The organism is Mesorhizobium sp. M0227 (assembly GCF_040321855.1).
In the GTDB taxonomy this organism is placed as follows: Bacteria; Pseudomonadota; Alphaproteobacteria; order Rhizobiales; family Rhizobiaceae; genus Mesorhizobium.
Genome location: NZ_JAMYSJ010000002.1, coordinates 89,997 through 115,630, shown reverse-complemented (window position 1 = coordinate 115,630; position 25,634 = coordinate 89,997). Strand labels below are relative to the sequence as shown.

The 25,634-nt window shown below is 64.0% G+C and carries 31 protein-coding genes; 17 read left to right on the top strand and 14 right to left on the bottom strand.

The genetic code is table 11. The features are described from left to right. The first annotated feature begins 5 nt into the window (after positions 1 to 5). The gene (gene ligD, locus NKJ00_RS04135) at positions 6 to 2,528 is read left to right on the top strand and encodes a DNA ligase D (protein ID WP_352613447.1); all 2,523 of its coding nucleotides are present in this window, start codon (positions 6 to 8) and stop codon (positions 2,526 to 2,528) included. Between the two features lie 23 nt (positions 2,529 to 2,551). Here the strand turns inward: ligD and NKJ00_RS04130 are convergent, their stop codons facing one another. After that, the gene (locus tag NKJ00_RS04130) at positions 2,552 to 3,226 is read right to left on the bottom strand and encodes an ArsR/SmtB family transcription factor (protein ID WP_352613449.1); all 675 of its coding nucleotides are present in this window, start codon (positions 3,224 to 3,226) and stop codon (positions 2,552 to 2,554) included. Positions 3,227 to 3,294: 68 nt separating this feature from the next. Here NKJ00_RS04130 and NKJ00_RS04125 point away from each other — a divergent pair, with 68 nt between their 5' ends. From NKJ00_RS04125 to NKJ00_RS04115, 3 genes are all read left to right on the top strand, one after another. Beyond that, entirely contained in the window at positions 3,295 to 3,507 is a 213-nt protein-coding gene (locus tag NKJ00_RS04125) for a DUF1127 domain-containing protein (RefSeq protein ID WP_352628858.1), read from the top strand. A gap of 64 nt (positions 3,508 to 3,571) precedes the next feature. Next, complete coding sequence (locus NKJ00_RS04120; protein WP_127261220.1) at positions 3,572 to 3,904, top strand: NIPSNAP family protein; 333 nt, start codon at positions 3,572 to 3,574, stop codon at positions 3,902 to 3,904. Then, positions 3,901 to 4,245, top strand: a complete 345-nt coding sequence (locus NKJ00_RS04115) for an antibiotic biosynthesis monooxygenase family protein (protein WP_352628857.1) — start codon at positions 3,901 to 3,903, stop codon at positions 4,243 to 4,245. The genes NKJ00_RS04120 and NKJ00_RS04115 overlap by 4 nt, the downstream gene beginning before the upstream one ends. Positions 4,246 to 4,405: 160 nt before the next feature. Here NKJ00_RS04115 and mbfA read toward each other — a convergent pair whose 3' ends face one another. Beyond that, entirely contained in the window at positions 4,406 to 5,389 is a 984-nt protein-coding gene (gene mbfA, locus NKJ00_RS04110) for an iron exporter MbfA (RefSeq protein ID WP_352554346.1), read from the bottom strand. 170 nt (positions 5,390 to 5,559) lie between these two features. Between mbfA and NKJ00_RS04105 the strand changes: the two genes are divergently transcribed. The 3 genes from NKJ00_RS04105 to NKJ00_RS04095 all read left to right on the top strand — a co-directional run bounded on the left by NKJ00_RS04105 (position 5,560) and on the right by NKJ00_RS04095 (position 7,854). Further along, positions 5,560 to 5,883, top strand: a complete 324-nt coding sequence (locus NKJ00_RS04105; protein ID WP_128305301.1) for a hypothetical protein — start codon at positions 5,560 to 5,562, stop codon at positions 5,881 to 5,883. A 296-nt stretch (positions 5,884 to 6,179) separates the two neighbouring features. Beyond that, positions 6,180 to 7,157, top strand: coding sequence for a threonine ammonia-lyase (locus NKJ00_RS04100; protein WP_352628855.1), 978 nt, complete (start codon positions 6,180 to 6,182; stop codon positions 7,155 to 7,157). A 97-nt stretch (positions 7,158 to 7,254) separates the two neighbouring features. Beyond that, complete coding sequence (locus NKJ00_RS04095) at positions 7,255 to 7,854, top strand: DNA-3-methyladenine glycosylase (protein ID WP_352628853.1); 600 nt, start codon at positions 7,255 to 7,257, stop codon at positions 7,852 to 7,854. Between the two features lie 26 nt (positions 7,855 to 7,880). On the opposite strand, the gene NKJ00_RS04090 is transcribed toward NKJ00_RS04095, so the two are convergent. From NKJ00_RS04090 to NKJ00_RS04075, 4 genes are read right to left on the bottom strand one after another with little or no spacing between them, the layout of a single operon-like run. After that, positions 7,881 to 9,017 (bottom strand): ABC transporter permease, encoded by a 1,137-nt coding sequence (locus NKJ00_RS04090; RefSeq protein WP_352628851.1) that lies wholly within the window; start codon positions 9,015 to 9,017, stop codon positions 7,881 to 7,883. Next, positions 9,014 to 9,934 (bottom strand): ABC transporter ATP-binding protein, encoded by a 921-nt coding sequence (locus NKJ00_RS04085; RefSeq protein ID WP_352628849.1) that lies wholly within the window; start codon positions 9,932 to 9,934, stop codon positions 9,014 to 9,016. The genes NKJ00_RS04090 and NKJ00_RS04085 overlap by 4 nt, the downstream gene beginning before the upstream one ends. After that, entirely contained in the window at positions 9,931 to 10,884 is a 954-nt protein-coding gene (locus tag NKJ00_RS04080; RefSeq protein ID WP_352554352.1) for an HlyD family secretion protein, read from the bottom strand. The genes NKJ00_RS04085 and NKJ00_RS04080 overlap by 4 nt, the downstream gene beginning before the upstream one ends. A gap of 13 nt (positions 10,885 to 10,897) precedes the next feature. Then, a complete protein-coding gene (locus tag NKJ00_RS04075; protein WP_352554353.1) occupies positions 10,898 to 11,584 on the bottom strand; it encodes a CerR family C-terminal domain-containing protein in 687 nt (228 codons plus the stop codon). A 104-nt stretch (positions 11,585 to 11,688) separates the two neighbouring features. On the opposite strand from NKJ00_RS04075, the gene NKJ00_RS04070 reads away from it, so the two are divergent. The 3 genes from NKJ00_RS04070 to NKJ00_RS04060 all read left to right on the top strand — a co-directional run bounded on the left by NKJ00_RS04070 (position 11,689) and on the right by NKJ00_RS04060 (position 13,990). After that, positions 11,689 to 12,162, top strand: coding sequence for a CYTH domain-containing protein (locus NKJ00_RS04070; RefSeq protein ID WP_352554354.1), 474 nt, complete (start codon positions 11,689 to 11,691; stop codon positions 12,160 to 12,162). After that, the gene (locus NKJ00_RS04065; protein ID WP_023813484.1) at positions 12,159 to 13,097 is read left to right on the top strand and encodes a CHAD domain-containing protein; all 939 of its coding nucleotides are present in this window, start codon (positions 12,159 to 12,161) and stop codon (positions 13,095 to 13,097) included. Before NKJ00_RS04070 ends, NKJ00_RS04065 begins: the two co-directional genes overlap by 4 nt. A gap of 86 nt (positions 13,098 to 13,183) precedes the next feature. Continuing rightward, on the top strand, positions 13,184 to 13,990 hold the full coding sequence (locus NKJ00_RS04060; RefSeq protein WP_352628847.1) for a C40 family peptidase: 807 nt from the start codon (positions 13,184 to 13,186) through the stop codon (positions 13,988 to 13,990). A gap of 55 nt (positions 13,991 to 14,045) precedes the next feature. On the opposite strand, the gene NKJ00_RS04055 is transcribed toward NKJ00_RS04060, so the two are convergent. Continuing rightward, the gene (locus tag NKJ00_RS04055; protein ID WP_245486339.1) at positions 14,046 to 15,047 is read right to left on the bottom strand and encodes a helix-turn-helix transcriptional regulator; all 1,002 of its coding nucleotides are present in this window, start codon (positions 15,045 to 15,047) and stop codon (positions 14,046 to 14,048) included. A gap of 146 nt (positions 15,048 to 15,193) precedes the next feature. Between NKJ00_RS04055 and NKJ00_RS04050 the strand changes: the two genes are divergently transcribed. Genes NKJ00_RS04050 through NKJ00_RS04035 form a run of 4 tightly spaced genes read left to right on the top strand, consistent with a single transcriptional unit; the run spans position 15,194 to position 16,667 of the window. Beyond that, a complete protein-coding gene (locus tag NKJ00_RS04050) occupies positions 15,194 to 15,337 on the top strand; it encodes a hypothetical protein (RefSeq protein ID WP_023813481.1) in 144 nt (47 codons plus the stop codon). A gap of 11 nt (positions 15,338 to 15,348) precedes the next feature. Continuing rightward, on the top strand, positions 15,349 to 15,693 hold the full coding sequence (locus NKJ00_RS04045) for a hypothetical protein (RefSeq protein WP_352613473.1): 345 nt from the start codon (positions 15,349 to 15,351) through the stop codon (positions 15,691 to 15,693). Beyond that, entirely contained in the window at positions 15,686 to 16,204 is a 519-nt protein-coding gene (locus tag NKJ00_RS04040; protein WP_352613475.1) for a hypothetical protein, read from the top strand. The genes NKJ00_RS04045 and NKJ00_RS04040 overlap by 8 nt, the downstream gene beginning before the upstream one ends. A gap of 22 nt (positions 16,205 to 16,226) precedes the next feature. Further along, positions 16,227 to 16,667, top strand: coding sequence for a hypothetical protein (locus tag NKJ00_RS04035; RefSeq protein ID WP_164893054.1), 441 nt, complete (start codon positions 16,227 to 16,229; stop codon positions 16,665 to 16,667). A 13-nt stretch (positions 16,668 to 16,680) separates the two neighbouring features. On the opposite strand, the gene NKJ00_RS04030 is transcribed toward NKJ00_RS04035, so the two are convergent. Beyond that, positions 16,681 to 17,478, bottom strand: a complete 798-nt coding sequence (locus NKJ00_RS04030) for a helix-turn-helix domain-containing protein (protein WP_352628845.1) — start codon at positions 17,476 to 17,478, stop codon at positions 16,681 to 16,683. A gap of 113 nt (positions 17,479 to 17,591) precedes the next feature. Here NKJ00_RS04030 and NKJ00_RS04025 point away from each other — a divergent pair, with 113 nt between their 5' ends. Next, positions 17,592 to 18,452 (top strand): SMP-30/gluconolactonase/LRE family protein, encoded by an 861-nt coding sequence (locus NKJ00_RS04025; protein ID WP_352628843.1) that lies wholly within the window; start codon positions 17,592 to 17,594, stop codon positions 18,450 to 18,452. A gap of 347 nt (positions 18,453 to 18,799) precedes the next feature. On the opposite strand, the gene NKJ00_RS04020 is transcribed toward NKJ00_RS04025, so the two are convergent. Next, positions 18,800 to 19,693 (bottom strand): NAD(P)/FAD-dependent oxidoreductase, encoded by an 894-nt coding sequence (locus NKJ00_RS04020; protein WP_352613136.1) that lies wholly within the window; start codon positions 19,691 to 19,693, stop codon positions 18,800 to 18,802. Between the two features lie 106 nt (positions 19,694 to 19,799). Between NKJ00_RS04020 and NKJ00_RS04015 the strand changes: the two genes are divergently transcribed. Then, on the top strand, positions 19,800 to 20,471 hold the full coding sequence (locus NKJ00_RS04015; RefSeq protein WP_502895366.1) for a TetR/AcrR family transcriptional regulator: 672 nt from the start codon (positions 19,800 to 19,802) through the stop codon (positions 20,469 to 20,471). Positions 20,472 to 20,741: 270 nt separating this feature from the next. On the opposite strand, the gene NKJ00_RS04010 is transcribed toward NKJ00_RS04015, so the two are convergent. The 3 genes from NKJ00_RS04010 to NKJ00_RS04000 all read right to left on the bottom strand — a co-directional run bounded on the left by NKJ00_RS04010 (position 20,742) and on the right by NKJ00_RS04000 (position 23,595). After that, positions 20,742 to 22,499 carry a SulP family inorganic anion transporter gene (locus NKJ00_RS04010; RefSeq protein ID WP_352613138.1) on the bottom strand — a complete coding sequence of 586 codons (1,758 nt, stop codon included), beginning with the start codon at positions 22,497 to 22,499 and terminating at the stop codon, positions 20,742 to 20,744. Between the two features lie 69 nt (positions 22,500 to 22,568). Then, complete coding sequence (locus tag NKJ00_RS04005) at positions 22,569 to 22,847, bottom strand: helix-turn-helix domain-containing protein (protein WP_023813472.1); 279 nt, start codon at positions 22,845 to 22,847, stop codon at positions 22,569 to 22,571. Positions 22,848 to 23,169: 322 nt separating this feature from the next. Continuing rightward, a complete protein-coding gene (locus tag NKJ00_RS04000; protein ID WP_352613140.1) occupies positions 23,170 to 23,595 on the bottom strand; it encodes a hypothetical protein in 426 nt (141 codons plus the stop codon). Between the two features lie 92 nt (positions 23,596 to 23,687). Here NKJ00_RS04000 and NKJ00_RS03995 point away from each other — a divergent pair. After that, positions 23,688 to 24,454, top strand: a protein-coding gene (locus NKJ00_RS03995) for an IS5 family transposase (RefSeq protein WP_502895848.1) whose coding sequence is annotated in 2 segments (ribosomal slippage) — positions 23,688 to 23,997 and positions 23,997 to 24,454 — 768 coding nt in all. Because the reading frame shifts where the segments join, the coding sequence is not laid out codon by codon here. On the opposite strand, the gene NKJ00_RS03990 is transcribed toward NKJ00_RS03995, so the two are convergent. Both NKJ00_RS03990 and NKJ00_RS03985 read right to left on the bottom strand, forming a co-directional pair. After that, entirely contained in the window at positions 24,451 to 25,164 is a 714-nt protein-coding gene (locus tag NKJ00_RS03990) for a phosphatase PAP2 family protein (RefSeq protein ID WP_352613142.1), read from the bottom strand. The genes NKJ00_RS03995 and NKJ00_RS03990 overlap by 4 nt on opposite strands. A 14-nt stretch (positions 25,165 to 25,178) precedes the next feature. Continuing rightward, complete coding sequence (locus tag NKJ00_RS03985) at positions 25,179 to 25,520, bottom strand: hypothetical protein (protein WP_013528672.1); 342 nt, start codon at positions 25,518 to 25,520, stop codon at positions 25,179 to 25,181. Between the last annotated feature and the right edge of the window lie 114 nt (positions 25,521 to 25,634).

Sequence of the window (25,634 nt, the reverse complement as noted above, 5' to 3'; positions counted from 1 at the left end):
AACGGATGGCCAGCCTCGAACAATATCATTCCAAGCGCGATTTCAAGAAGACCGCCGAACCGGCCGGCAAGGTTGCCCTGGCCAAGAAGGGCGAGGCCGGCGGCATCTTCGTCATCCACAAGCATGCCGCGACGCGGCTGCATTACGACCTGCGGCTCGAGCATGACGGCGTGCTATGGAGCTGGGCGGTGACGCGCGGCCCAAGCCTCGACCCGCATGAGAAGCGGCTCGCCGTGCATGTCGAGGACCACCCGATCGACTATGCGCCGTTCGAGGGCACCATTCCCAAGGGCGAATATGGCGGCGGTTCGGTCATCGTCTGGGACGAGGGCACCTGGACCCCCGAGATCGACCCGGCCAAGGCGATGAAGAAGGGCCATATCAGCTTTGAGCTTGAGGGCCACAAGCTGCATGGGGCATGGCATCTGGTGCGACTGAAGCCGCGTGCGGGTGAAAAACGCGACAACTGGCTGCTGATCAAGTCGGACGATGCCGCAGCGCGTCCTGGCGAGGATATTCTCAAGGAGGCGCCAGAATCGGTGAAGTCCGGCCTGACCATCGAGGAGGTCGGCGAGGGCAAGTCCGCAAAGGGTGAGAAGCCGAAAGTATGGCATTCCAACAAGCCGGCCGCCGGCAAAGCGAAACCCGGCAAACGCCTCGACTTCATCGAGCCGCAGCTGGCCACGCTTGAGCGCGATGCACCGCCGGGCAAGGACTGGCTGCATGAGGTGAAGTTCGACGGCTACCGCATGCAGGCGCAGATCGCCGGCACCGATGTGCGGCTGCTGACCCGGACCGGCCTCGACTGGACAAAGAAACTCGGCAGCGAGATCGTCGCGGAGCTGGCCGGGCTGAAGTGCAGCGACGCCATCATCGATGGCGAGGTGGTCGTGCTCGCCGACAGCGGCGTCTCGTCTTTCGCGCTGCTGCAGCAGGACCTGTCGGCGAAGCGGACGCATCGGTTCGTCTATTACGTGTTCGACCTGATGCGCCTCGACGGAAGGGATTTGCGCCGCGAGCCGCTGGTCGAGCGCAAGCAGGCCTTGCAGGAGCTGCTCGGCGAACAGTCCGACAATCCCGCGGTCCGCTTCAGCGACCATTTCTCCGAACCTGGCAAGATCATGCTGGAGCATGCCTGCCGCATGGGCCTGGAAGGCGTCGTCTCAAAGCGTGCCGATGCCCCCTATCGCAGCGGCCGAGGCCCGACCTGGGTGAAGTCGAAATGCACGGCGCGGCAGGAATTCGTCATCGGCGGCTATCTGCCGTCGGACAAGACCGGGCGCGGATTGCGCTCGATCCTCGTCGGCTTCCATGAGGGCGGCAAGCTGCATTATGCCGGCCGCGTCGGCACCGGTTTTTCGGGCAAGGGCGCCAATGAGCTGAAGGCAAAACTCGATGCATTGACGGCAAAAACATCGCCCTTCGCAACCGCCGTGCCGAAGGGAAAGGGCCTGGTCTGGGTCAAGCCCGAGCTTGTCGGCGAAGTGGAGTTTCGCAGCTGGACCTCGGACCGTATAATACGCCACGCCTCGTTCCAGGGATTGCGCGAGGACAAGGCGGCGGAGGAAGTCGTGCAGGAAAAGCCCAAAGCGTCGACAGGCAAGCCATCGACAGGCGAGAGCACGGCCAAGCCGGCACCGGGTGGCAAAGCCGCTAGATCGATGACGACCACGGTAAAACTCTCGCACCCCGACAAGCTGCTGTGGCCGGACGAAAACATCTCAAAGCGGGGCCTGCTCGACCATTACGCGCAGGTTTGGCCGCGCATGGAACAGTTTGTCGTCAACCGGCCGCTCAGCCTGGTGCGGGCGCCGGACGGTGTCGGCGGCCAGCGTTTCTTCCAGAAACATGCCTCGGCCGGCATGAGCGACAAGATCGCCCGCATGAAGGACCCTAGTGACGGCGAGGAGATCCTGTACATCCGGGATTTCGATGGTGTTGCCGCACTGGTCCAGTATGGCGTGGTCGAGATCCACATTTGGGGGTGCACGATCGATGAGATCGAAAAGCCCGACCAGATCATCTTCGATCTCGATCCCGATGAAGGTGTGGACGTGAAGGCGGTGCGCGAGGCTGCACTCGATATCAGAGGCAAGCTCGACGAGCTGTCGCTGCCGAATTTCGTCAAGACGTCGGGCGGCAAGGGTTTTCACGTCATGGTGCCGCTGAGACCAGCGGCGGATTGGGAGGAGGTCAAAACCTTCGCCCATGATTTCGCCAGGGCGCTGGAGCAGGGTGCCCCCGACCGCTACACGGCGACGCTGTCGAAAAAAGCGCGCACCGGAAAGATCTTCGTCGACTATCTGCGCAACGGCAGGGGCTCGACGACGGTCGCGCCCTATTCGTCGCGCGCCAAGAAGGGCGCCACCGTGTCGATGCCGGTGAGCTGGCCAGAGATCGAGGCCGGCTTGGCGCCGAACGCTTTCCCGATCGGCGACAAGACGACGCTGAAGCAATTGGCGAAAGCCGATCCGTGGAAGGAGTTTTTCGGGCGGGGGAAGGTGTTGAAGCGGGGGGGAGCCTCGTGAAGGTGTGAGCGAGCGCCAACACCTCAACTCAAAAACACCCTCTCAAACGCCTGCTTGCCCGGCGGCGAGAAGATCACCGCGCGGCTGTCCTTCTCGCGGCGCGCCCATTTCTCGGCAAGGATCTTGTCGAGGATGGCGGCGCCCAGCGTGCCGGCGAGGTGTGAGCGCCGCACGCTCCAGTCGAGGCAAGCGCGGCACACCGGCCGTCGCGGCTTGGTGTAGACGTCGATGCCTATCGCCGCGAAATGCGAAGCCGCCGATGGCCCGAGCCTGATCTCCTGCTCGTCGCGGACCAGTACGTTCTTGGCGACGAGCCGATCGAGCATCGCCACCGCCTGCTCGCCGGCGAGGTGATCGTAGCAGACGCGCGCCACGCGCATGGCGCCATCGCGCGGACCCGGGCGCACACGCTTTGGACCGACGGCTTCCGCGACGCCTGTGATGGCTTCGATCATGCCCGCCACCTGCGGTCCGGCGAGGCCGTAATAGCGATGCCGGCCCTGGCTCGCCACCGTGAGCAGCCCGCCTTCCATCAGTTTGCCCAGGTGCGAGCTGGCGGTCGGCAGCGAGACGCCGGCCTCGAGCGCCAGCTCGCTCGCCGTCAGCGCCGTGCCGCCCATCAGGGCATTCAGCATGTTTGCCCGTGCCGGGTCGCCGACCAGGCTGGCGATGCGGGCGATGTCGGGTCCTTCACGCATAGTTCGTTCCTCATCGAAGCGTTCTCGTCAGATAACCACTATTCTCAGGTGAGATCAAGGAGACGACGATGGCCGCACGAACCGCTTTCCCCTCGGCGCTCCCCAGCCGACAATCGTTCCCGTTCGTCACCTGGTTGCGTTCGCGGCTGCTGGCCCGCTGGTATGACCGTCATCTGCAGCGCCTCGACCTTGCCGAGATCGACGATCATCAGCTGCGCGATCTTGGGCTGACGCGGCGAGACGTGTGCCGCGAATGCGCGAAGTCCTTCTGGCAGCCATAGCAGACCAGACGACACAACGTTTCGATGCCGCCCGAACTATCGACGCAACTCCAAGGAGACCACAATGACCATCACCTGCTTCATCCGCTACGAGATCGACCCGTTCGGCAAGGCGGCCTTCGAGGAGTACGCCCGCAACTGGGGCCAGGCCATTCCACGCTGCGGCGCCGATTTGATCGGTTATTACGCGCCTCATGAAGGCTCGGCGACAACGGCCTATGCCGCCTACAACATCGACAGCCTGGCGGCCTATGAGGCCTACCGCGCGCGACTTGCCGCCGATCCCGCCGGCAAGGCAAACTACGAGTTTGCCAAGCGTGAAAGATTCATCCTCAAGGAGGACCGCATGTTCCTGAAGCACGTCTCGGGCCCGCACGCGAAACTGGTGCTGCCGTGATTGCCGTCATCTTCGAGGTCGAGCCGGCGGCGGGCAGGCGCGATGCATATCTGAGCATCGCCGCCGATCTGCGGCCGCTGCTCGACGGCATCGACGGCTTTCTGTCGATCGAGCGTTTCCAGAGCCTGGCCGATCCGAACCGGATCCTGTCGCTGTCATTCTGGCGCGACGAGGAAGCCGTGAAGGCCTGGCGCAACACCGAGGAACACCGCCAGGCGCAGAAGGCCGGCCGTGGCGGTATCTTTGCCGGCTACCGATTGCGCATCGCCCATGTGGTGAGGGATTATGGGCTGACGGAGAGGGACGAGGCGCCTAGGGATAGCCGGGCGGTGAATGGGTGAGTGGTAGCCGATCGCCGCGCCGTCGCCCCCTCATCCGGCCGCTTCGCGGCCACCTTCTCCCCCAGGGGAGAAGAGTTGGCGCCGGCGCTGGTAGTCTCCTCTCCCCTCGGGGAGAGGTCAGCCGAGCGAAGCGGAGGCTGGGTGAGGGGGCGCTTTGCGGTTACGCATTCCCGATCAGCACGCCGGCCGCGAACACCAGGGCGCCGCCCAGCACCACCTGGAAGGCGGCACGCAGGAAGGGCGTCTGCATGTAGCGGTTCTGGACAAAAGCGATCGCCCACAGTTCGAAGAACACCACCACTGCAGCGACACCCGTCGCCGTCCAGAAGCTCGGAATGAGATAGGGGAGCGCGTGTCCGAGACCGCCCAACGTCGTCATGATGCCGACGGTCAAACCGCGCTTGATCGGCGAGCCGCGGCCCGACAGCTTGCCGTCGTCGGAAGCGACCTCGGTGAAGCCCATCGAAATGCCGGCGCCGATCGAAGCGGCAAGCCCGACCAACAGCGTCTGCCAGGTGTCATGCGTGGCAAAGGCGGCGGCAAAGATCGGCGCCAGAGTGGACACAGATCCGTCCATCAGCCCGGCCAGTCCTGGTTGCACATAGGTAAGGATGAACTGGCGCTGCTCGGCGCTGGCCTCCTCGGCCTTGACGGCGCCCGGTACATGTTTCTGCTCCAGCCGCTGCGCCAGAGTCTCGTGGCCCAGTTCGGCCACCGCCAGATCGTCGAGCAGTTTTCGCGTCGAGGCATCTGCCGTGCGCTTGGCCGCCTCGACATAGAACAGGTAGGCTTGCCGCTCCATCGCCTCGGCTTGGCTGCGCACGTGCTCGATGCCGAGCGGCCGGACCAGCCAGTCGGGCTTGCGCTCGTAATAACCCTTCACATGTTCGCGCCTGATCAGCGGTATGCGCTCGCCGAACCGCTTGCGGAAAAGCTCGATCAGCGCATCGCGATGGCCATCCTCTTCCTCGGCCATCTCCTCGAACACTTTTGCCGATTGCGGGAAGTTTTCCGTCAGGCCATCGGCATAGGCCCGGTAGATGCGTCCATCATCCTCCTCGGACGAAATGGCCAGCGCCAGGATCTCCTGTTCGGAGAGCGATTCGAAGGGACGGCGGCCGAAGCCGAAAACACGGGAAAGCATGAGGAATTCACCCTAGTTTAGAATAGTTCTAAACTAGGGTTTTGAGCGCCTCCGGTCAATTGCGCTCGGTCGCGGTCAAGAATTGTTGAAGCTCGTAAGCCGGGCTGGCCCTTCATTATCAGTGAATGTTCACCTATATAATTTACCTAACCAGAACAAGGAACCGGCAGATGACGGCAAAACAGCCTCCGCATCACTATGACCCAAAGCCCGTTCTCGATCTCATCGCCAGCATCGAGGCCGACCTGCAGCGCCTGAAGGGCCTGGTCGAACAGCAGGTCGAGAAATTCGACCCCGCCAATCCGCACAACAAGGGGCCGGATGGCAAACTGACCGAGGAAGGCGCCGAGTGCTGCTACCGCATGTTCGACGAGGGCAAGTCGCGCTACTCGGTCGCCCAGCAGATGAAAATCTCCTTTGCCGCCGCCAGCCACCGGTTCAACAACTGGCGCAAGCTGGGTGGGAGCAAGAGGCAGAGGACGTTGCTTGGGTGAACTGGCGAGATGTCGGCGGGACAGCACCCCCCTCTGTCCTGCCGGACATCTCCCCCTCAAGGGGGGAGATTGGCAGTTTCGACTCCGGCGCTTGTCGACCTTGTAAGTTGGTGAGAGCTTTCGTGACGTCTAATCTCCCCCCCTTTGAGGGGGAGATGGCCGGCAGGCCAGAGGGGGGCGTGCAGCCGTGGCGTTGGCGACCGTCCGCCAAACTTTGTAACGGTCACATTTTTTCATTGGTGTCGCGCGGCGCTTTCCGTGCACCATGGGCGGGCCACATTTCCGCAGGACCCGCCATGACCACCCCTCCCGGCATCGCCGACGTCCACGCCGCCGCCGCACGTCTCTCCGGCCTGATCGTCGAAACCCCCTTGATCGAATCGCAGGAGCTGAACAAGCGCTTCGGCGGCCGCATCCTGTTCAAGCCGGAGACGCTGCAGCGCACCGGCTCGTTCAAATTCCGTGGCGCCTACAACAAGCTGTCGTCGCTGAGCGAGGAGGAACGCAGTCGGGGCGTCGTCGCCTTCTCGTCGGGCAATCATGCGCAGGGCGTCGCGGCGTCGGCGGCGATGTTCGGCGTCGAGGCGGTCATCGCCATGCCTTCAGACGCGCCGGCGATGAAGATCGCTAACGTCCGCAAGATGGGGGCGGAGGTGGTGCCGTTCGACCGCTTTCGCGACGATCGCATGACCGTGGTTCGCCCTTACATCGAAAGAGGCATGGTGCTGGTGCCGCCTTTCGACGACCCGGCCATCATTGCCGGCCAGGGCACGATCGGCCTCGAATTGATGCGCCAGGCAAAAGTGCTTGGCGTTGACCTCGATGCGGTGATCGTCCCCTGTGGAGGCGGCGGCCTGACCAGCGGCATTTCGGTGGCCGTCAAGGACGCCTCGCCGGACACTGCGGTCTGGGCGGTGGAGCCCGAGCATTTTGATGACACCCGCCGGTCGCTGGCCGCAGGCGCCAGGGTTTCGAACGAGCCCGGCCATAGCTCCATCTGCGACGCGCTCCTGACCGCCGAGCCCGGCCTGATCACCTTCGAGATCAACCGCAGGAACCTCACTGGGGCCATCGCCGTCTCGGACCAGGCGGCGGCGCAGGCGGTGCGCGACGCCATGGCCTATATCAAGCTGGTGGTCGAGCCCGGCGGCTGCGTGGCGCTGGCGGCACTGTCATCGGGCGATATCGAACTAACAGGCAAATGCGTTGTCGTGGTGCTGTCCGGCGGCAATGTCGATTTCGGCACCTATGCCGAGATCATGGCGGCGGCTTGAGACGGCGATGTCCAAGGGGACCTGATATGGAGTATCTGGCGACACGTTCCGCCTTGGATCACTCCTCTCCCGCCGCCAAATCATCGCCGCGCTGAGCATGGTCATCTACCGCCCGCTCACGCGTTCCGAGCTGCCCCACGATACGGCATCCCTTGCCCGCGCCCTCATCGGCAAGATCGTGGTGCGCGAACTGCCCGAAGGCATCGCCTGCGGCCGCATCGTCGAGACAGAGGCCTACGTCGTCGGCGATGCCGCCGGGCACGGCTACCGGGGCCAGACGCCGCGCAATCGTTCGCTGTTTCTCGAGCCCGGGCACGCCTATGTCTATCTCGCCTACGGCATCTCCTACATGCTCAATGTCTCGAGCGAGATGCCGGGGGTCGGAACCGGCGTGCTGATCAGGGCGCTCGAGCCGCTCGAGGGCATTGCGATCATGCGGGTCAATCGCGGCACCGAGCGCCTGCGCGACCTGGCGCGAGGACCGGGAAGGCTGGCCCAGGCGTTGCGGATCGATCGTTCGCTCGACGGGCTCGATCTCTGCCGCGAAGGCCCGCTATGGCTCGGACATGATGGTGGCGAACCCGGCGAAATCGGGAAGAGTGTCAGGATCGGCATCTCGAAGGATGCGGACCGCCTGCTGCGGTTCTATGTCAAAGGGAACCCGTTCGTCAGCGGTCCAGCTTCGCTCAACGGTTAAGCGATGGCCGCTGATTGGCCTTGACCCTAATCCAGCGTCCGCCTGAACCGCACCAATGCCACACCGGCAAACAAGGCCACGAACACCACCAGCCAGCCGATCTCGCCTGCCACTGCGGGCAGTTCAGCGCCCTTCAGCATCACGGCGCGGGTGATGCGCAGGAAATGCGTCAGCGGGAAAATCTCGCCGAAGATTTGCGCCCAGTCCGGCATACCGCGATAGGGGAACATGAAACCCGACAGCATGATCGACGGCAGGAAGAAGAAGAAGGTGAGCTGGAGCGCCTGCATCTGCGTGCGGGCGACGGTCGAAATCGTGTAGCCGAGCAGCACCAGCGCCAGCACGAAGATCAGCACGGCGGTCAACAGCAGCGACATCGACCCGGTGAAGGGGATTGCGAACAGCAGCTTCGCCGCCGCCAGCACCACCACCACCTGCACGCCGCCGACCGCCAGATAGGGCAGCACCTTGCCCATCATGATCTCGAGCGGGCTGGACGGCATGGCGAGCAGGTTCTCCATCGTGCCGCGCTCGGTCTCGCGCGTCAGCGCGATCGAGGTCATCATCACCATGGTCATCTGCAGGATGACGCCGAGCAGGCCGGGTACGATGTTGTATTGCGAGATGCCTTCGGGATTGTAGCGCCGGTGTACGACGACATCGAGCTGACCCTTGGCGGCCTCGGCGGCGGCTTCCTGCGTGCCTTGCGCCCTCAGCAGCGCCTGGCTGGCGACGGTGCCGAGCGTCGAGATGGCGCCGCTGGCCACCGCCGGGTCGGTGGCGTCGGCCTCGATGAGTATCTGCGGGTTGTTGCCGCTCTCCACCCTCATGGCGAAATCGGCGGGGATGGTGACGACGAAGGCGACGTCGCCGCGCGATATCAGGAATTCGGCCTCGGCGGCGCTTTGCGCGACATGGTCGAAACGATAGTAGCCGGTGGTCTGCAGCGCGGCGACAATGGCACGCGTGTAGGGATCGTTGCTCGTCGCCACGAGTGCCGCCGGCAGGCTTTTCGGGTCGTTGTTGATGGCGTAGCCGAAAAGCACCAATTGTATCAGCGGCACGCCGAGCATCATGGCGAAGGTGATGCGGTCGCGCCGCATCTGGATGAATTCCTTGATCAGCAAAGCGCCAAGCCGGGCGAAGGAAAAGACGCTGTTCATGCCATGTTGTCCTTCGACCCGGACATGAACTGGATGAAGACGTCCTCGAGGCTGGTTTCGCCGGGCGAAACTTTCACGCCCTTGTGCTCTTTCTCGACGTCGGCGAGTGCGGCTTCGAGCTTCTTCCTGTCCGAGCCGACGACATGCAGCGTCGCGCCGAAAGGCGCCACCTGGTCGACGCCGGGGCGGCCCTGAAGCGCTTCGGCGACCTGATCGAGCCGCGGGCCCTGCAGGACGAACGTGGTCAGCCCGGCATTTTTCACCACCTCGGCGACCGTGCCGGTGGCCAGCATCTTGCCGTAGGAGATATAACTGATGCGGTGGCAGCGCTCGGCTTCGTCCATGTAGTGGGTGGAGACCAGAACGGTCAGCCCGCCGCTGGCAAGGCGATGGATCTCGTCCCAGAACTCGCGCCGCGCTTTCGGGTCGACACCGGCCGTAGGCTCGTCAAGCAGCAGCAATTTCGGCTTGTGCATGATGCAGGCGGCCAGCGCCAGCCGCTGCTTCCAGCCGCCCGATAAGGTGCCGGCCAGCTGGTTGCGGCGCGACGTCAGGCCGAGGTCCTCCAACGTGCTCGCGACATGCTCTTCGACCGGCTTCAGCCGGTAGAGCCGCGCCACGAATTCGAGATTCTCGCCGATCGTCAGATCCTCGTAGAACGAGAATTTCTGCGTCATGTAGCCGACTTCGCGCTTGATGCGCAGGCTGTCGGTGCGGATGTTGAAGCCGAGCACCGTGCCTTCGCCTTCGTCCGGCGTCAGCAGGCCGCACATGATGCGGATGGTGGTGGTCTTGCCCGAACCGTTGGGGCCGAGAAAGCCGACGATCTCGCCCTCCGCGACCGACATCGTCACATGGTCGACGACGGTCTTGTCGCCAAAGCGCTTGACCAGGCCGTGGACGTCGATGGCGTTCATCTTGCACTGTCCGCGAGATCAACATCGACGATCTGGCCCGGCTGCAGCGGGCCGGCATCGCCCTCCGGCCGCGCCTCGACCAGGTAGACCAGCTTCTGCCGGTTCTCGAGCGAATAGATCACCGGTGGCGTGAACTCAGGATCGGGCGACACGTAGCTGACGCGCGCCTTCACATCCGGGCCGCAGCCGTCGCAATGGACGCCGAGCAAGGTGCCGACCTTGACCGAGGAGAAGGCGCTCTCCGGGATGTAGACGCTGAGCTTGACCGCGCCGTCGGGCAGGATCGAGATGACAGGCGCGGTCGGACCTGATGTATCGCCCGGATTGCGGATGACATCGTTGACGCGGCCCGGCGAAGGGGCTGCCAACACCCGTTTCGACAGCCGCCACTGAGCCTGCTCCAAGGTAGCCTGCGCCTGCTTGACCTGATTGTCGGCGGCCTTGATCGTCTCGGGGCGTGCCGGCAGGCCGCCGACGGCGAGATTGGCATTGGCCTGGCCGACCTGCGCGTTGGCCGTTTCGAGCGTGGCCGACGCGGTGTCGAAATCCGCCTGCGTGCCGGCACCGCGCTTGAACAGATCGGCGGCGCGGTCGTATTTGCGCTTGGCGTCGGCGGCCTGGGCGCTGGCCATGTCGACCTCGGCCTTCAGCACGGCGATCTCTTCCGGCCGCTTGCCGATCTGCAGGTCGGCCAATTGCGCCTGCGCCTGGGCAAGGCCGGCCTGCGCCTGCGCCACCGCGATCTTCGCATCGGCGCTTTCCAGCGTCACAACGATGGTGCCGGGCGTGACACGGTCGCCGCGCTTGACCGTGACGGTCTCGACCTGCGCCACCTCGATCGGCGCCAGAAGCACGTAGTCGCCTTCGACATAACCGACGGCCAGCGGTGCTGCCGGGGCACAGGCCGAGAAGAGCTGCGCGGCGAGCGGCAGCGAACACAGAAAGCTCATGGTCTTTGCCCCTTCATGCTTTGCTCTTTTTGGAAGCCAATATGGCCTTGAGATTACCCGATGTGACCGCCACCACCTTGGCCGCCTCGGCGGCGCCGATGTCGTTCCAGCCCATGCGGCGCATCACCGCCTCGCGGCCGATGCGGAAATAGATGACCTGGCCAATCAGCGTGAACACGGTGAGCCTTGTGGCCTCGCTTTCGGCGGGCTCGCCGGTTGCCTGTTCCCAGAGTTGGCACAGCCGGCGATGGCTCGGCTCGAAGACACCGTCATAGATACGATCGAGGGCTGCCGTTGGATGGGAAAGTTCGCGCAGGATGAACTGCACGATCTCGCCGGCCTGCGGACTGGCCACGACAAAGCCGACCATTCGCTCCAGCGCCGCGAAGAGCTGCGCCTGCGCTGCCTCGGGACCGACCGGCGCGGTCGCCTGCGCGTTGCCGAGCGCCGGGCCGGCGACCGTCTGGATGGTCTCGACGATAAAGTCGGCGGCGGCCGTGCGAAGACCCTCCTTGCCGCCGAAATGATAGGCGATCGAGCCGATATTGGCTTGCGCCTCGGCGGCGATCTCGCGCGTCGAGGTGCCATCGAAGCCCTGCCTTCCGAACAGCTTCAGCGCCGCCTGGACAAGGGCCGCGCGCGTCATCTCGGCGGGAGATGCTTCGCGGCGAAGGTTTTTGGCATCGGGCTGCTTGATCATTTCGCGACTTTAATCAATCGATTGATTAAAGTCAATTCACGAACGTCAATCCGTGTATGTCATCGTCTTGCCACGGATAGCGGCAACCGCTTTAGTGCGCGGCCATGGGTAAGGAAGTCGAACGAAAATTCCTGGTCACCAGCACCGCATGGCGGGAGCTGGCCGAGGCGGATATCCGCATTCTCCAGTTCTATCTCGCTGCCGGCCCCGAGCGCACGGTGCGCATTCGCATCAGCGATGGCACTTCCGCCAGGCTGACGCTCAAATTCGGCAGCAAGGCGCGCGAACGCGACGAATTCGAATATTCGATCCCGCTGTCGGAGGCGGTGGAGATGCTGGACTTCGCCATCGGACGTGTCATCGAGAAGACACGTCATCATGTTAGGCACCGTGGCTATCTCTACGAAATCGATGTCTTTGGCGGTCCGCTTGCGGGACTTGTGATCGCCGAACTTGAGACGCCGGAGGACGTGCCGGACGAAATGCTGCCTGACTGGCTCGGCCGCGAAGTCACCGGCGAGTCAAAGTTCTACAACGCGTCGCTCGCCCTTGGGGGGATACCGGAGATCGCCGCATGAGCTTTCGTATCGATCCGCGCCTGCCGCTGACCGGCGAGGTCAGGCGTATCCTTGCCGAGGAAATCGGCAAGGCGCTGCATCACCTTGACGCCGCACGGAGCCGGCCGGAACAGGCGCTGCACAAATGCCGCAAACGGCTGAAGAGCGCCCGCGCCCTGCTGCGGCTTGTTCGTTCCGGTGACGAAACGTTCTGTGAGACCGAGAACCAGTGCTATCGCAATGTGGCCGGCCTGCTTGCCGGTCCGCGCGAGGCGACTGCGCTGATCGAGACCATCGACCGGCTGGCGGCGAGCTTTCCCAAGGAGAGCGCCGACGATGGGCTTACTGCTGCGCGCGACAGGCTGATCGCGCGCCAGCATGAACTGCACGAAGGCAGCGGGCTCGAAGCGGCGATCGGCGCGGCGACCGCCGCTTGCGAGGATGGCCTCAAACGCATCGAAGCGCTGGCCTTGCCCGACCAGCCGGAACAGGCGGCCGACGTGCTTGCCGAAGGTGCCCGCGTCACGCTGCGCCGTGCCAGGAAGGCGCTCGACAAGGCCGGATCGCGGGGCGCGGCCGATGATTTCCACGATTTGCGCAAGGCCGCCAAGACCCACGGCATGCATCTGTCGCTGCTCGGCAGGCTGTGGCCGACACCGATCAAGGCCCGGCGCAAGGCGGTCGACGAACTGGGCGAGCGGCTGGGCGACCTGCACGATGTGCTGGTGATGCGCGCGCTGCTCGAGGCCGACGACCAGCCGCTCGGGCTGCCCGAGGACACGAAACTTCTGGGCAAGCTGTTGAAACGGTCGGAGAAGCAGCTGAAGAAGAGCTGCCTGGCTGAGGCGGCCGAACTGTTCAGCGACAGTCCCAAACGCTCGACACGCAAACTGGCCCGCAAGGCGCGCGACGATCTGGCTGCGCCGCCGGAAGAGGCCGCTGCGACGGCAAGCTGACTTGGCGCCTTTCCTCTCGGTCCGGACAGGGGGAGGAAAGGCGTGCGCTAGCCCTCATTACCCGCCCATGCTAATCGCCATGGGGCATGACCGAGCCCGGCGACACGCTTCTGGATCGACTTGGCCGCTGGCTTGCCGGCCGGCTGCAGGAAGAATCGTCCGGCTACGAGCCCTACACACCGTCCGATGCCGAAACGCTGCGCCGCACGCTTGAGCCCGGCGACATCCTGCTGATCGAGGGCAACCAGAAGATCTCGGCGGCGATCAAATACCTGACCCAGTCGACCTGGTCGCATGCGGCCTTCCATGTCGGCGACGCCTTGCCAGAGCCGCAAGACGGCTCGGAGCGGCCGCGCCTGATCGAGGTCACGATCGGCGAAGGCTGCGTCGCCGTGCCATTGTCGCGCTACCGCACCTACAACACCCGCATCTGCCGGGCGAGCGGGCTGGCGCCGGAGGATCGCGACAAGGTCGTCGCGTTCATGATCGGCAGGCTCGGCCTGAAATACGACCTCAAGAACATTTTCGACATGCTGCGTTTTTTCTTCCCGACACCGCCGGTGCCGGTGCGCTGGCGGCGCCGCATGCTGGCCTTCGGCTCCGGCGACCCGACACGGGCGATCTGCTCTACGCTGATCGCCGAGGCCTATGGCCAGATCCGCTATCCGATCCTGCCCGAGATCACCCGTGCGCCCGGCCGCGCCTCGGCGCAGTCGAATTACTCGCGCAAGGAGATCCTGCACATCCGCCACCACTCGCTCTACACGCCGCGCGATTTCGACCTGTCTCCCTATTTCCGCATCGTCAAGCCGACGCTGGAATATGGTTTCGACTACCGGGCGGTGACCTGGGATGACAAGGTTGCCGATCCCGGGGCGAAGGCCGCCGAATAAACGCGATCAAATGAGTCCAGCCGCGTGCACGGGAGCGCTGGCCGGCGGCCGGGCGTCAGTGCTTGCAAGCCGCGGCCCGCACGTCCGAGGGTGTAGCGTCATAACGGCGACGGAACGCCCGGTTGAAATAGGAAAGGTCGTTGAAGCCGGCCTCGTAGGCGATCGCGGTGATGCTGCGTCCGGCATGGCGTGGATCGCCGAGCATGCGATGGGCGCGCGCCAGCCGCTGGTTCATCATGAAATCAATCAAGGATGTGCCATCGCTCTCGAACAGCTTGCGGACGTAGCGGGCCGACAGTCCGTGGCGGGCGGCGACGTCCTGCGCCGACAGGTCGACATGGCCACCATGCGCGACGATATCGGCCTTGATGGCGCGCAAGCGGGCAACGCTGACGCCACGGCCGCGTGCGATCTGGGCCGCATCCCTGGTCGCGCCCATGGCGAGTGCGGCAAGGTCGAAGACATGCGTCGCCGCAAGGTGGCAGGCCTCCGCGGTCAACTCGTCTCCGACCTCCTGGATCGAGCTGATATAGTCGAGCAACAGCCGCATCGCCCCGCTCTGGGTCGGCAAGGGCCGCATAAGGACCGCGGCCGGATCGCCGATCAGAGGCGAAAGCTGCTTGCGCGAAAAACTGAGATTGACGAAGCGGAACCCGCCGGCGCCGATCAGGTTGAGGCCAACCTCTTCACCGCTCATCATGAGCGCCTGGCCGTTGCCGACCGCCTCCTCGCGGCCGCGATGCTTCATCACGCTGCCCCCGTCGAGGGCCGCCAGAAGAACGAAGTCGTCGTTGTCGATCAGCGACGACGTATGATGCACCCGGAATTCCGATGAGCTGCCGGTGGCGATGCCGAGGCCCGGCAACGCGCGCACCCGCATGTCGATCTGCGCCGGCGCCAGCGGATCGAGGTCCACCCTCAGAACGGTGCGGCCGTAAACCTCGCGCGTAATCTCGACGCGATCCCGCTCCGGAAACATCTCCGTCGCCAGCCTGAACGAAGCTGACGGCCCCATCGTCGCAGTCATCGACACCCCCATGCCCAAGAGCGCGGTCATATGCGCCGCGGCCTGCAAAACGTCAATCCCGGGCCGTTTTGGCCGCTTTCAGTGCCGTTCTGTCCAAGCTGACCCCCTTCGATGCCCCTAGTTTGCGGCGCGATTCCAAAACCGGAACCGCATTGGCGGCAATCCAAGGGGGCACGATGTTTCATTTGCAATTGTTCAAGACGCTGTCGGCACTGGCCGCGGCGGGCTTCAATCCGCGCGTCTATCTGCTGTCGATCGCCTTGGGCAACGCGGTGACCGATCATCGCGAGGCCAAGCTGCCGCCGCGCGCTGCCCGATGATGAGCAGCACCGTGAAAAGGATCATTTTCCTGGCCCTGACCCTTGCCCTGGCGGGCTGCCAAACGGGCCAGGCCGACAACAACCCGGCATCGATCGCGAGCGCGGCCGGCAGCAAGAAGGCCCAGAACGAACCGACGACGGAAACGGCCTGCGCCGATGCCGCCAAGACGGCGGCGAAGGCGCAGACCAATGCGGCTCTGCTCGGCGGTGTCCTGTCGATGGCGGGGGGTCTTGGCGGTCTGGCTGGCAATGGTGGGGTCATTGCCGGCCAGGCCGCCTCGATCGGCGGCTCGGTTCTGCAGTCCCAGGCGACGAGCAGTGCCCGGGCCGGCATTGCGGAGGATTGTTATGGCTGAGCGGCGTTTCGCAGCCATGCGCCGGCTGGCCGGCGCGCTCGCACTTGCCGGCATGATCTTCGACAGCCCGCAGGCCTTGGCGCTGACAGCGCGGGATGCGTCGGCGGTCGTCGGCCTGATCGAGGCCTTGCAACCCGAATTCGGTCAGTTCGCCTATGACGAGGAGATCGCCGCCGACTGGTACGAGCGCGATGCCGCGGACAAGGGCTTGATCGGCACAGCCGGTTTCACCGCCGATAGCTGGAAGATCGCGCTTGGCGAGACCATGCGCGGGTTCCTGGCGACGATGCCGGTCGCAGAACTCGATGCCATTTTCGCCAAGCTCAGGAATGCCATATCCGGCATGAAGGAGCTGACCGACGCACAGAAGACAGAGACCATCGCCGCCATCGACGAAGAGGTCGAAGGGTTGATGGCTTTGCGGGCCGAGGGCGACCCCTTCGCCGATGTCGTCAGGCCGCTGACGCCAAAAATCCGCAGCCTCATCCTCGGCCCGGCGATGGGGCGATAGGATGTTGGGCAACAGGAAACGGGTGGCGGGAAAAGCAACTCCGAGCGGGAGCCTCGAGGCCGAACATCGCGGCATTTTTCCAACCACGGCACGTGTCAGGCGGGGCAGCCCGATCGCGATGCTTATCTGCCTGCTGGCGTCCAGCTGCAGCCAGACGGCCGCCAGCCCGCCGATCACGCCAGAGCAGCATGCGCAATTGGCGGAGCTGGCGGCCGGCCCGGACTCGCCGGAGGGCCTTGGCGAGGCCCTGGCTGCAGTCGAGGCGACCAGGAAAATGCAGGACTGCAGGGCCAGCATGAACGAGACGGCCGGGCAGATGAAGATGATGGGCGCGGTCAATGGCGCGGTCGGCATCGCCGGCCGCATGGCAGGCCCAGGCGGCAAGACAGCGGCGAAAATGGTGGCCATCGGCACCGCCAGGGCCGTGCGCGGCAAGCTCAGCCGCCAGATGCAATCATGCTGAGACGATTGGCCGATCAGGCCGGCAGCGGCCGCCGTGTCTTGGCGGCCGGGTCCGTTGCTCTCGCACCGGCATCTCGCGCGTGCGGCTCGATCGGCATGATCGCCGGGAATGGCGTCGCGCCAAAGGCAAACGTCCATTTGTAGCCGACCAGCCCGTCTTCCGGCGTCGTGTGCTGATCGTGATGGGCCAGCAGTTTGGCGCGATCGGCGAGGTCCTGCGCCTCGCGTCGCACCATCTCCGCCGTCTCCGGCCGCATCCGCCTGCTAAAGCTGACGAAGGTCGCTTCCTTGTCGATATGGGTGATCGCCCAGCCGATGAAGTTCTTGTTGGTCATCTCGAACAGCGGCCGCAGCGGCCCTTCGAAATTCCACTGGATCGGCGTCTCGACAAGCAATCTCGCCGTGAGCCCGCGGCCGAGCGCGATCAGGCCGAGCTCCTCGAGATCGCGCAGATAGAGGAACATCGAGGCTTCGCTCAGGCCTTGCGAGCGCATGATGCCCTCGGGCGTGAATTTTTCCGACAGCATGACGAAGATGAACAGCAGTGCCGGCCGGCCGGCGAGCCTGCGTTCGATCTCCGGCGCGATGTGGTTGACCGGCCCAGGCCCCCGGTTCATCGAGCCGAGCACGTTCTCCAGCTCGACACCGGCGGCAGCGCAGATCTCCACCAGCCGGTCGAGCTTGCAGTTGCGCTCATGGAAGATGCGCTTCACCGTCGGCTCGGAAACCCCCATGCGTTCGGCAAGCTCGCGATAGGTGACGCCCTTCGCCTTCAGCGTCCGCTTCAACGCGTCGAAGATAAGGCCGTTCATGGAATGCACCTCTCGCCGTGGGTTTCGTATCGACTTTCGATACTAGCGGTTATCGATCTTTCCGGAAAGTATCGAAAATCATAGCTCTCCGCCGACATCACAGGAGAGCAGCCATGAACACCCTCATCACCTCAGCCTTTCTCGCCGTCATCGGCATCGCAGCCGCGCCTGCCGCCGAGGCTGGAGAACTCTGGCGCGCCACCGGCCTCGAACAACCGGAATCGGCACTGTTCGACGCAGCCAGCAATCGCCTTATCGTTTCCAATATCGTCGGCAATCCCGGCGACGCCGACGGCAACGGCTATCTCAGCGTGCTGTCCGTGGACGGCAGGACGGTCACCCGGCACTGGACCGACGGCATGGACGCGCCCAAGGGCATGGCGATAGCGGGCGGCAAGCTCTATGTCGCCGACATCACCAAGGTTCGCGTCGTCGACCTCGCCAGCGGCAAGCTCGTCGCCAGCATCACGGTACCGAACGCTGTTTTCCTGAACGACATGACATCCGACCAGTCCGGCAAGGTCTATGTCACCGATATGCTGGCCGACGCCATCTACCGCATCGACAGCGACCGGCCGGAACTGTTCGTCAGGGACCCGATGCTGGCTTCGCCCAACGGCGTCTTCGCCGATGGCGACAGGCTGATCATCGCCTCCTGGGGCAAGGACATCAAGTCCGACTTCAGCACGGCGGAGCCGGGTGGGCTGCTGTCGGTCGACATCGCCAGCAAGGTGGTTTCGCCCTTGCCGGGCGCGCAGAAATTCGCCGATCTCGATGGCGTCATAGCCGTCGGCGACACCATCTACGCCACCGCCTACATGACCGGCACGCTCTACCGCTATCAAGCCGGCGGCGCGCCGGAAGCGTTGGCGCATTTCAAACCGGGCAGCGCCGACATCGGCACCGACGGCAAGTCGATCCTCTATGTGCCGTTGATGAACGAGGGCGAAGTGGCTGCGCTGAAGCTCGACTGAGAGCCATGATCGGTGCCTCAGGGCCGATCTCTGAGACGTTCGCCAACAGCCCCTGTCGTTCATCGGCGAGGATCGCCAACTCGAACTCTTATTGTGGCTAGTAAACGACGTCGCCCGGATCGGCCCGCCAAGCGCCAATAGCGTACATTGCCAAGCAGATATTTTGATGTCGCCTTTGGGCCGGTAGCAGTCCGTCAGCTTCTAGTGGAGAGGCATCGAAAGCGGACATCGGGTTGCGGGCGTACCGACGGCTCAATTGGGGCCGGCAGCAGACTGGCTGGTATTGTCGGGCAGCCGACGGTGGCGACGACGTAGGGAGGCCGGTGCGGAGAGGGGAATCTGTGTTCTCAAACCAGCATCGACTGCTGGGCGGAGATACCCGCCGTCGCGCCTTGCGATATTGCCGTGGTGACCGAGGCCATGGCCGGGTTCGCAAGATCGCCGGCAGCATAGATGCCGGCTGTGCTGGTTTCGCGGCGCTCATCGACCTTGATGGCGATGCCGAGGGGCGTATTGACCGTGGCGAGGCCCACTAATTCATGCAGGCTTGCGGACGGCTTGTTGCGCGGATGCGCGAACAGGATGTCGACCGCGGCATTGCGGCCGCTCTCGAGATTAACGGTGGTGATATGGCCCCGGTGATGGGCGATTTCGGCGATCCGGCCATCAACGATAGGTATGTTGCGGCGCGCCAGATCGGCTCGAACATCGGGTGAAATGTCGTGACCATCGGCGAAGACCGTCAATGTTTCGGTCCAGTCGTGGTACAGCCTGACATAATTGTGCGACGGCGGGCCGGACCAGACGAGGCCCCAATGCTGGTCGGCGACTTCAAAGCCATCGCAATAGGGGCAGGGCACAATGGATGTGCCCCAGCTTTCGGCAAAGCCCGGAACATCCGGCATCTGGTCGGCGACGCCATAACTCAGGATCAGGCGGCGCGCCCCAAGGCGTTCGCCATCGCCAGTGAGGACCGAGAAATCGTCGATGGTGCCGGAGATGCTGTCGGCCCGGCCATTGACCAGCCTGATCGTGGGATAACGCGCCAGTTGCTTCCGCGCTTCGGCCAGGATGTCCAGCGGTGGCTTGTGATCGTGGCCGAGCAGACCATGCGAGTGGCCGGCGAAGCGGTTGCGCGGCAGGCCGGTATCGAGAACGGTGACCTTGCGGCGGGCACGTCCGAGCTGCAGGGCGGCGGCGAGACCGGCAAAGCTGCCGCCGATGATGATGACGTCATCCATGGTGATGGGCTCCGTGTGTGGATGAGGGATGGCTTGGCCTGGCTTGCACATTTTTGACACTGCGTGGTATCGTAATTCAAGAATTATGATACTGTCAAGGACTGGAATTGTCGTGACCGAAAACAGCCAGGGCCGGCGCGGCCGGCCCGCCAATGAGGCGCTTGGCCAAACGATAGTCGACGCCGCGTGCGAACTCTTTGAGGAATTGGGTTTTCATGCGACGACATTGGACAAGGTCGCCCAGAGAGCGAAGATATCCAAGCTCAGCATCTATCGGCACTTCGAGAACAAGGAGGCGCTGTTCAGCGCGGCCATCGCGGCCCGCTGCCATCAGTTTGCACCACAGGCCCTTTTTGAAGGCGTCGACGGTTCGGCCGAAGATCAGCTCATGGTGGTGGGATCATCCCTGCTTCGCACGCTGTTGAACCCGGACGTCCGCAGTGTCGAAGCCATGATCATGGCCGACAAGACGAATCAAAAGTCGTTAAGCAAGCTCCATTACGAAGCCGGCCCCGCCCATGTCATCGCCCAAATCGAGGCCCTGTTGCGTCAGTTGCACGCGAAGGCGGTTCTGAACGTGACCGATCCTCTCCGGTCCGCCCGCCTGTTTGCCGCGCTTATCAAAGGATCCGATCTCCTGATTATCGCACGCTTCGATGAGGCGAGAGCAGAGGACGACAACGAAATCGAATCCTATTGCCGGTCGGCCGTCGCCATGTTCATCGCCGCGCACGGTGGCACGACCACCCGGGCGGATAGCCCAGGAGTACTTGCATGATATTTGGGGCTCGCATTGACATCAACGCGACTATTATCGTTGGGCAGCGGGCTGACCGGCGGCGTAACCTGCTACCACCCCATTCGAGGCCTTAGTGCTGGCTTAGCAGACCGTCAGCTTTCGGGAAGCTGCAACGATAGTCTGAATGGCGGAAACGAGGGCGCAAAGCGGCCGTTCACGTCGCGCCGTGCGTGAGTCAACCCAGGGCCAAAACGTTTGCGTTCAACCGGCGGACACCTGTGTGGCCCGCCGACCGGCAAATCCCGATTTCTACTCTGCCTCCAGCTTCCCTTTCAGCTGCGCCCGCGCATCCTTGATCGAGGCGGCATAGGTCACCAGCGGGCGCTTGACGCCGTGGTTGATCAGCATACGCCGGATCTGCGGCGCGGCACCTGATATGATGAAGCGGACGCCGGCGCGTTTCGCCTTGTGGGCGGCGCCCTCGATGACGTTGGCCGCCGTCGAATCGAAGAACGGTACGGCCGAGCAATCGAGGATGAAGTTTTTGCGCTGGTCGGCGATGCGGTCGAGCACGGTGCCGACGGTCGACGCGGCGCCGAAGAAGAAAGCGCCGGAGATGCGGTAGACCACGGTGTCGGCGTCGGTAGCCTCGCTGGCATCGTAGGCGTTGGTGCTGTCGGCGACATCCTCCTGCACCAGCGGCTGATCGGCCTCGACGGCAATGGACTTGGCCATGCGGTCGATGAACAGGATCGACCCCAGCACGAAGCCGACGACGATGCCTTCGGTCAGGTCGCGGAAGATGACGAGCAGGAAGGTCGCCATCAGCACCAGCGCGTCGCCGCGCGACGTGCGCAGCAAGGTGGCGAAGGCCTGTTTCTCGAACATGTTCCAGCACACGACGGCCAGCACGCCGGCAAGGGCGGCGAGCGGGATGTAGCTGGCGAGCGGCGCCGCCACCAGCATCAAAGCGAGCAGGATGGCGGCGTGGACGATGCCCGAAACCGGTCCGTGGGCGCCGGCCCGCACATTGGTCGCCGTGCGGGCGATGGTGCCGGTGGCACAGATGCCGCCGAACAGGGCGGACGCGATGTTGGCGAAGCCTTGCGCCACCAGTTCGCAGTTGGAGCGATGCCGCCGGCCGGTCATTCCGTCGGCGACCACTGCCGACAGCAGCGATTCGATGGCGCCCAGCAAGGCGAAGGCAATGGCATCCGGCAGCACGTCAATCATCCTGTCCAGGCTGACCGGTGGCAGAGCGGGCATTTGCAGGCTGCGCGGGATACCGCCAAAGCGGGTGCCGATCGTCTCCGCCGGCAGCGCAAGAAGCGCCACGACCAGAGACGCCAGCCCGATGGCGATGAGCATTGCGGGCCATGTCGGCCGCCAGCGCTTCAGGCCGGCGATGGTGACGAGGGTCAACACCGCCACCAAGGTCGCCGCCGGGTTGATGGTGCCGGCCGCCTCGGCGACCGCCATCAACTTGGACACCAGCGGTCCGGGCTCCTTGCCGGCAAGCCTCAGCCCGAACAGTTCGACGATCTGCCCGGAAAAGATGATGACGGCGATGCCGGCGGTGAAGCCGACCGTCACCGGATAGGGAATGAACTTGATGTATGTCCCAAGACGAAGATAGCCGATGGCGAGCAGGAAGACCCCTGCCATCATCGTTGCCAAAAGCAGCCCATCGATGCCGACACGGGCAACCGTCGCTGCCACCAGGACGATGAAGGCGCCGGCCGGACCGCCGATCTGGAAGCGGCTGCCGCCGAGCGCCGAAATGATGAAGCCGCCGACGATCGAGGTGTAGAGGCCGCGCTCGGGAGCGACGCCCGATGCGATCGCGATCGCCATCGACAAGGGCAGCGCGACGATGGCGACCGTCAGCCCGGCAATGGCGTCCGCCTTGAAGTCGGCGAAGGTGTAGCCCTCGCGCCAGACCGTCACCAGCTTGGGCGTGAACAATTCGGAAAATGTCGGCTTTGCCGACCCGTGGGCCGACCCGTGGCCAAACCGGTGGGCCGACTTATGGACCGGTTGATGCACTGCCCGCTGCGTCTGATCCATGGACTGCCTTTCGCACCCTGAAAGGCGGCGGGATCGTCGGCAGGGCTGTCGGCGGTCGCCGTCGCGACTTTATGCCGGCTCAGCCTTGGGACCCCGCGGCACGGCAGGCTTGAGGCGCACGCCCCGGCCGCCGCGCTCGCTGGTCTGGTTCTCGCCGATCAGCTCCACCCCGGCCTCGTCGAGAGCCTGGATGACCTTCATCAGCGTGTCGACCACGCCCCTGACCACGCCATCGCTCGCCTCCATGCGCTGGATGGTCGGAAGCGAAACGCCGGCGCGCTCGGCGAGCGTCTTCTGATCGATGCCGGCCAGCGCCCTTGCGGCGCGCATCTGCGCGGCAGTGATCATCGGCCACAATCCCCGTCTGAGTCTGCAGGAGTAAGGTGTAATACCATCATAGTGATGTTTCAAGCATTAGTATGAACCTCTGAGACGTAATGGGGCGGGCGTGACCGATCATTTTCAGATACTTCCCGGGATTGCGCGCTAGGGTGTCCATCTGGGCAGGGGGTAACGCGGTTGAGCATCCTCAAGACCTTCATGACGTGGGCGGCCTTGCTGTCGGCCGGCTGCGGGCACGGGCTGATCAACCGGCTGATCTAGGACGTAAACTCATAAACGCGGAATTATGAGGATAGAAAAGTGGTCCTTTCAAAAGTGGCCGGTTGGGTCACGGTTTTGAAGCGTAAACCAGACCGAGGAGGCTCTTTCCGAACCGTTCATCCCATAGCCGACCCCAATCCGCGATAAGCCGCTCCTCTGGTGTGACTGCGCGTCTATATTCTACTAACCTCGATATGCCGCCGTCTTCCGTCTCAACATCTGCATGGGTCATTTTCGGAGTTCCGTCAGAAAAGCGTAGATACATGTACGCAAAAACAATCAGGTGCCGCTTTCCCAATGACGCGACACGCTCGTCAATTGTCTTGACCGCAGACTGCACTGCATTGAAATCAGCAATCCTTACCGCTCGCTCAAGCCGAACGAAGTCCAGAAAAACCAACTGATTCGTGATCGTAATAAGCCCGTCGGGCGTCTTATCGACGCCATGGGAAATCAGTTTCTCCTTGACGAATCCATAGATCGAACCGGGCATTCACAGCGTTTACAATGTGAACCACTGCGTTCGCTAGGAGTCTTTTCGACTGGCGGCTTTCTTATTGCTGCTAAATCTGATTCAGGCTCGGCATGAGCCGATATGACCTGACCGACTTCGAATGGGGCGTGATCCAGCCGCATCTGCCCAACAAGGTGCGAGGCGTGCCGCGTGTAGACGACCGACGTGTAATGAATGGCATCTTCTGGGTTCTGCGCTCCGGTGCGCCGTGGCGCGACCTGCCCGAGCGGTACGGCCCACGAACCACCTGCTACAACCGCTTCGTGCGATGGCGGAAGGCGGGCGTGTGGGACCGGCTGATGAATGCCATCACCGCCGCGCACGACGGTGACATCCAGATGATCGACAGCACCTCTGTTCGCGCCCACCAGCAGGCCGCGACGGCAAAAAAGGGGGGCCAGATCACTGTCTCGGTCGATCGCGCGGCGGGCTCACGACGAAAATCCACGTCGTTGTCGATGCGCAAGGGCTCCCCATCCGGCTCGGCCTGACCGCCGGACAGGCGCATGACAGTCAGATCGCAGATCAACTGCTCAACCACCTCAGCCCGCGCACCATCGTGCTGGCCGACAAGGCCTACGATGCGGATCGCATCCGCTCCTTGATCGAGGAGCAGGGTGCAACGCCCAACATCCCGCCTAAAAGCAATCGGCGCTGGAAGCCGTGCTTCAGCAAACGGCTCTACCGCGAGCGCAATCTGATCGAGCGCTTCTTCTCCAAGCTGAAGCACTTCCGCCGCATCGCCACCCGCTACGACAAGCTCGCCGCCAACTTCCTCGCTATGGTCCAGCTCGCTTCAATGCGCCTGTGGCTGCGCGCTTATGAGTCTACGGCCTAGTCTCCAGTCTCGCCGTCCGGGTGCTGCCCACGCCATCGCTGCCACGCCCGGGCAGCGAGCCAGCAAAGCATCGCCCAGACGAAGCCCGCGCACCAGCCGGCAAGCACGTCCGATGGCCAGTGGACGCCAAGATAGATGCGGCTGATGCCAACCAGCAGCGTCGTCAGAACCGCCAGCGACAGCACATAGATCTTCGTCATTCGACCGGGCAGGAAGCGTGCCGCCAGCGCGCCGAGCGTCAGATAGGTCACCGCCGACAGCATGGCGTGGCCGCTCGGAAAAGACAGCGTCGTTTCGTTGACGAGATGCGAGACGAGTTCGGGGCGCGGCCGGTCGATGCCGGCTTTCAGCAGGCTCGACAATACCTGCCCCCCGGCCACCGCCACGAAGATGAAAAGGGCGGTCGCCGGCCTGCGGATAAGCAGGAGATACACGATGACCGCCGTCACGATCAGCACCAGCACGCTGCCGCTGCCGAGGCTGGTGATGTCGCGCATCGCCCCTTGCAGCCACAGCGGGCCGACCGGGCTGTCGGGGCGGCCCGCCTGGCGGAAGGCGAGCAGGATTTCGGTATCGAAGGCGTGCGGCGTGGTGGCGCGCGCCATCTCCATCAGCTCCTCGAATCCCCACAGGCCGGCGGCGATGACCAGGCCGGCCAGCAGCACCGGGAATTCAACCCGGTTGAGCAAAGCGTTCGCGGCGTTCTTCATCGGCAATTCGCCCGTTACAGCCGGCCTTGCAGATAGGGTCCGAGCGTGATCAGCGCCACCGCTGCGATCGCCAGCATGATCCCGGTCGCCTGCAGCGCATTGACGCGCTCGCCGAAGAAGACCAGTGCCACGACGTTCACCGAGACCAGCTGGATGACGGCGGAAAGGCTGAACGACACCGACATGCCGAATTCGCGGATCAGCCGCAGCATGATCAGATTGCCCAGCGAATAGAGTGCCAGCGTCAGCGCGATCTTGCCAAGGCTCGGCGCCAGGCCCCATTGCTTGGCGGCTGTCGCCGCCAGCAGGAAAATGACCGTCGAAAAGCCGAGCTGCAGCAATCCTGAAAAACTCAACGCTCCGTCCCCTCTCGAAGCGGCTCCCGCCGCGTGTGTCGCGGACGTTGTTTCCCAAGCGCGCCGGGACGTCAAGCGACCTCGACCAAACGAAGCTCTTGGCAATGGCAAGCC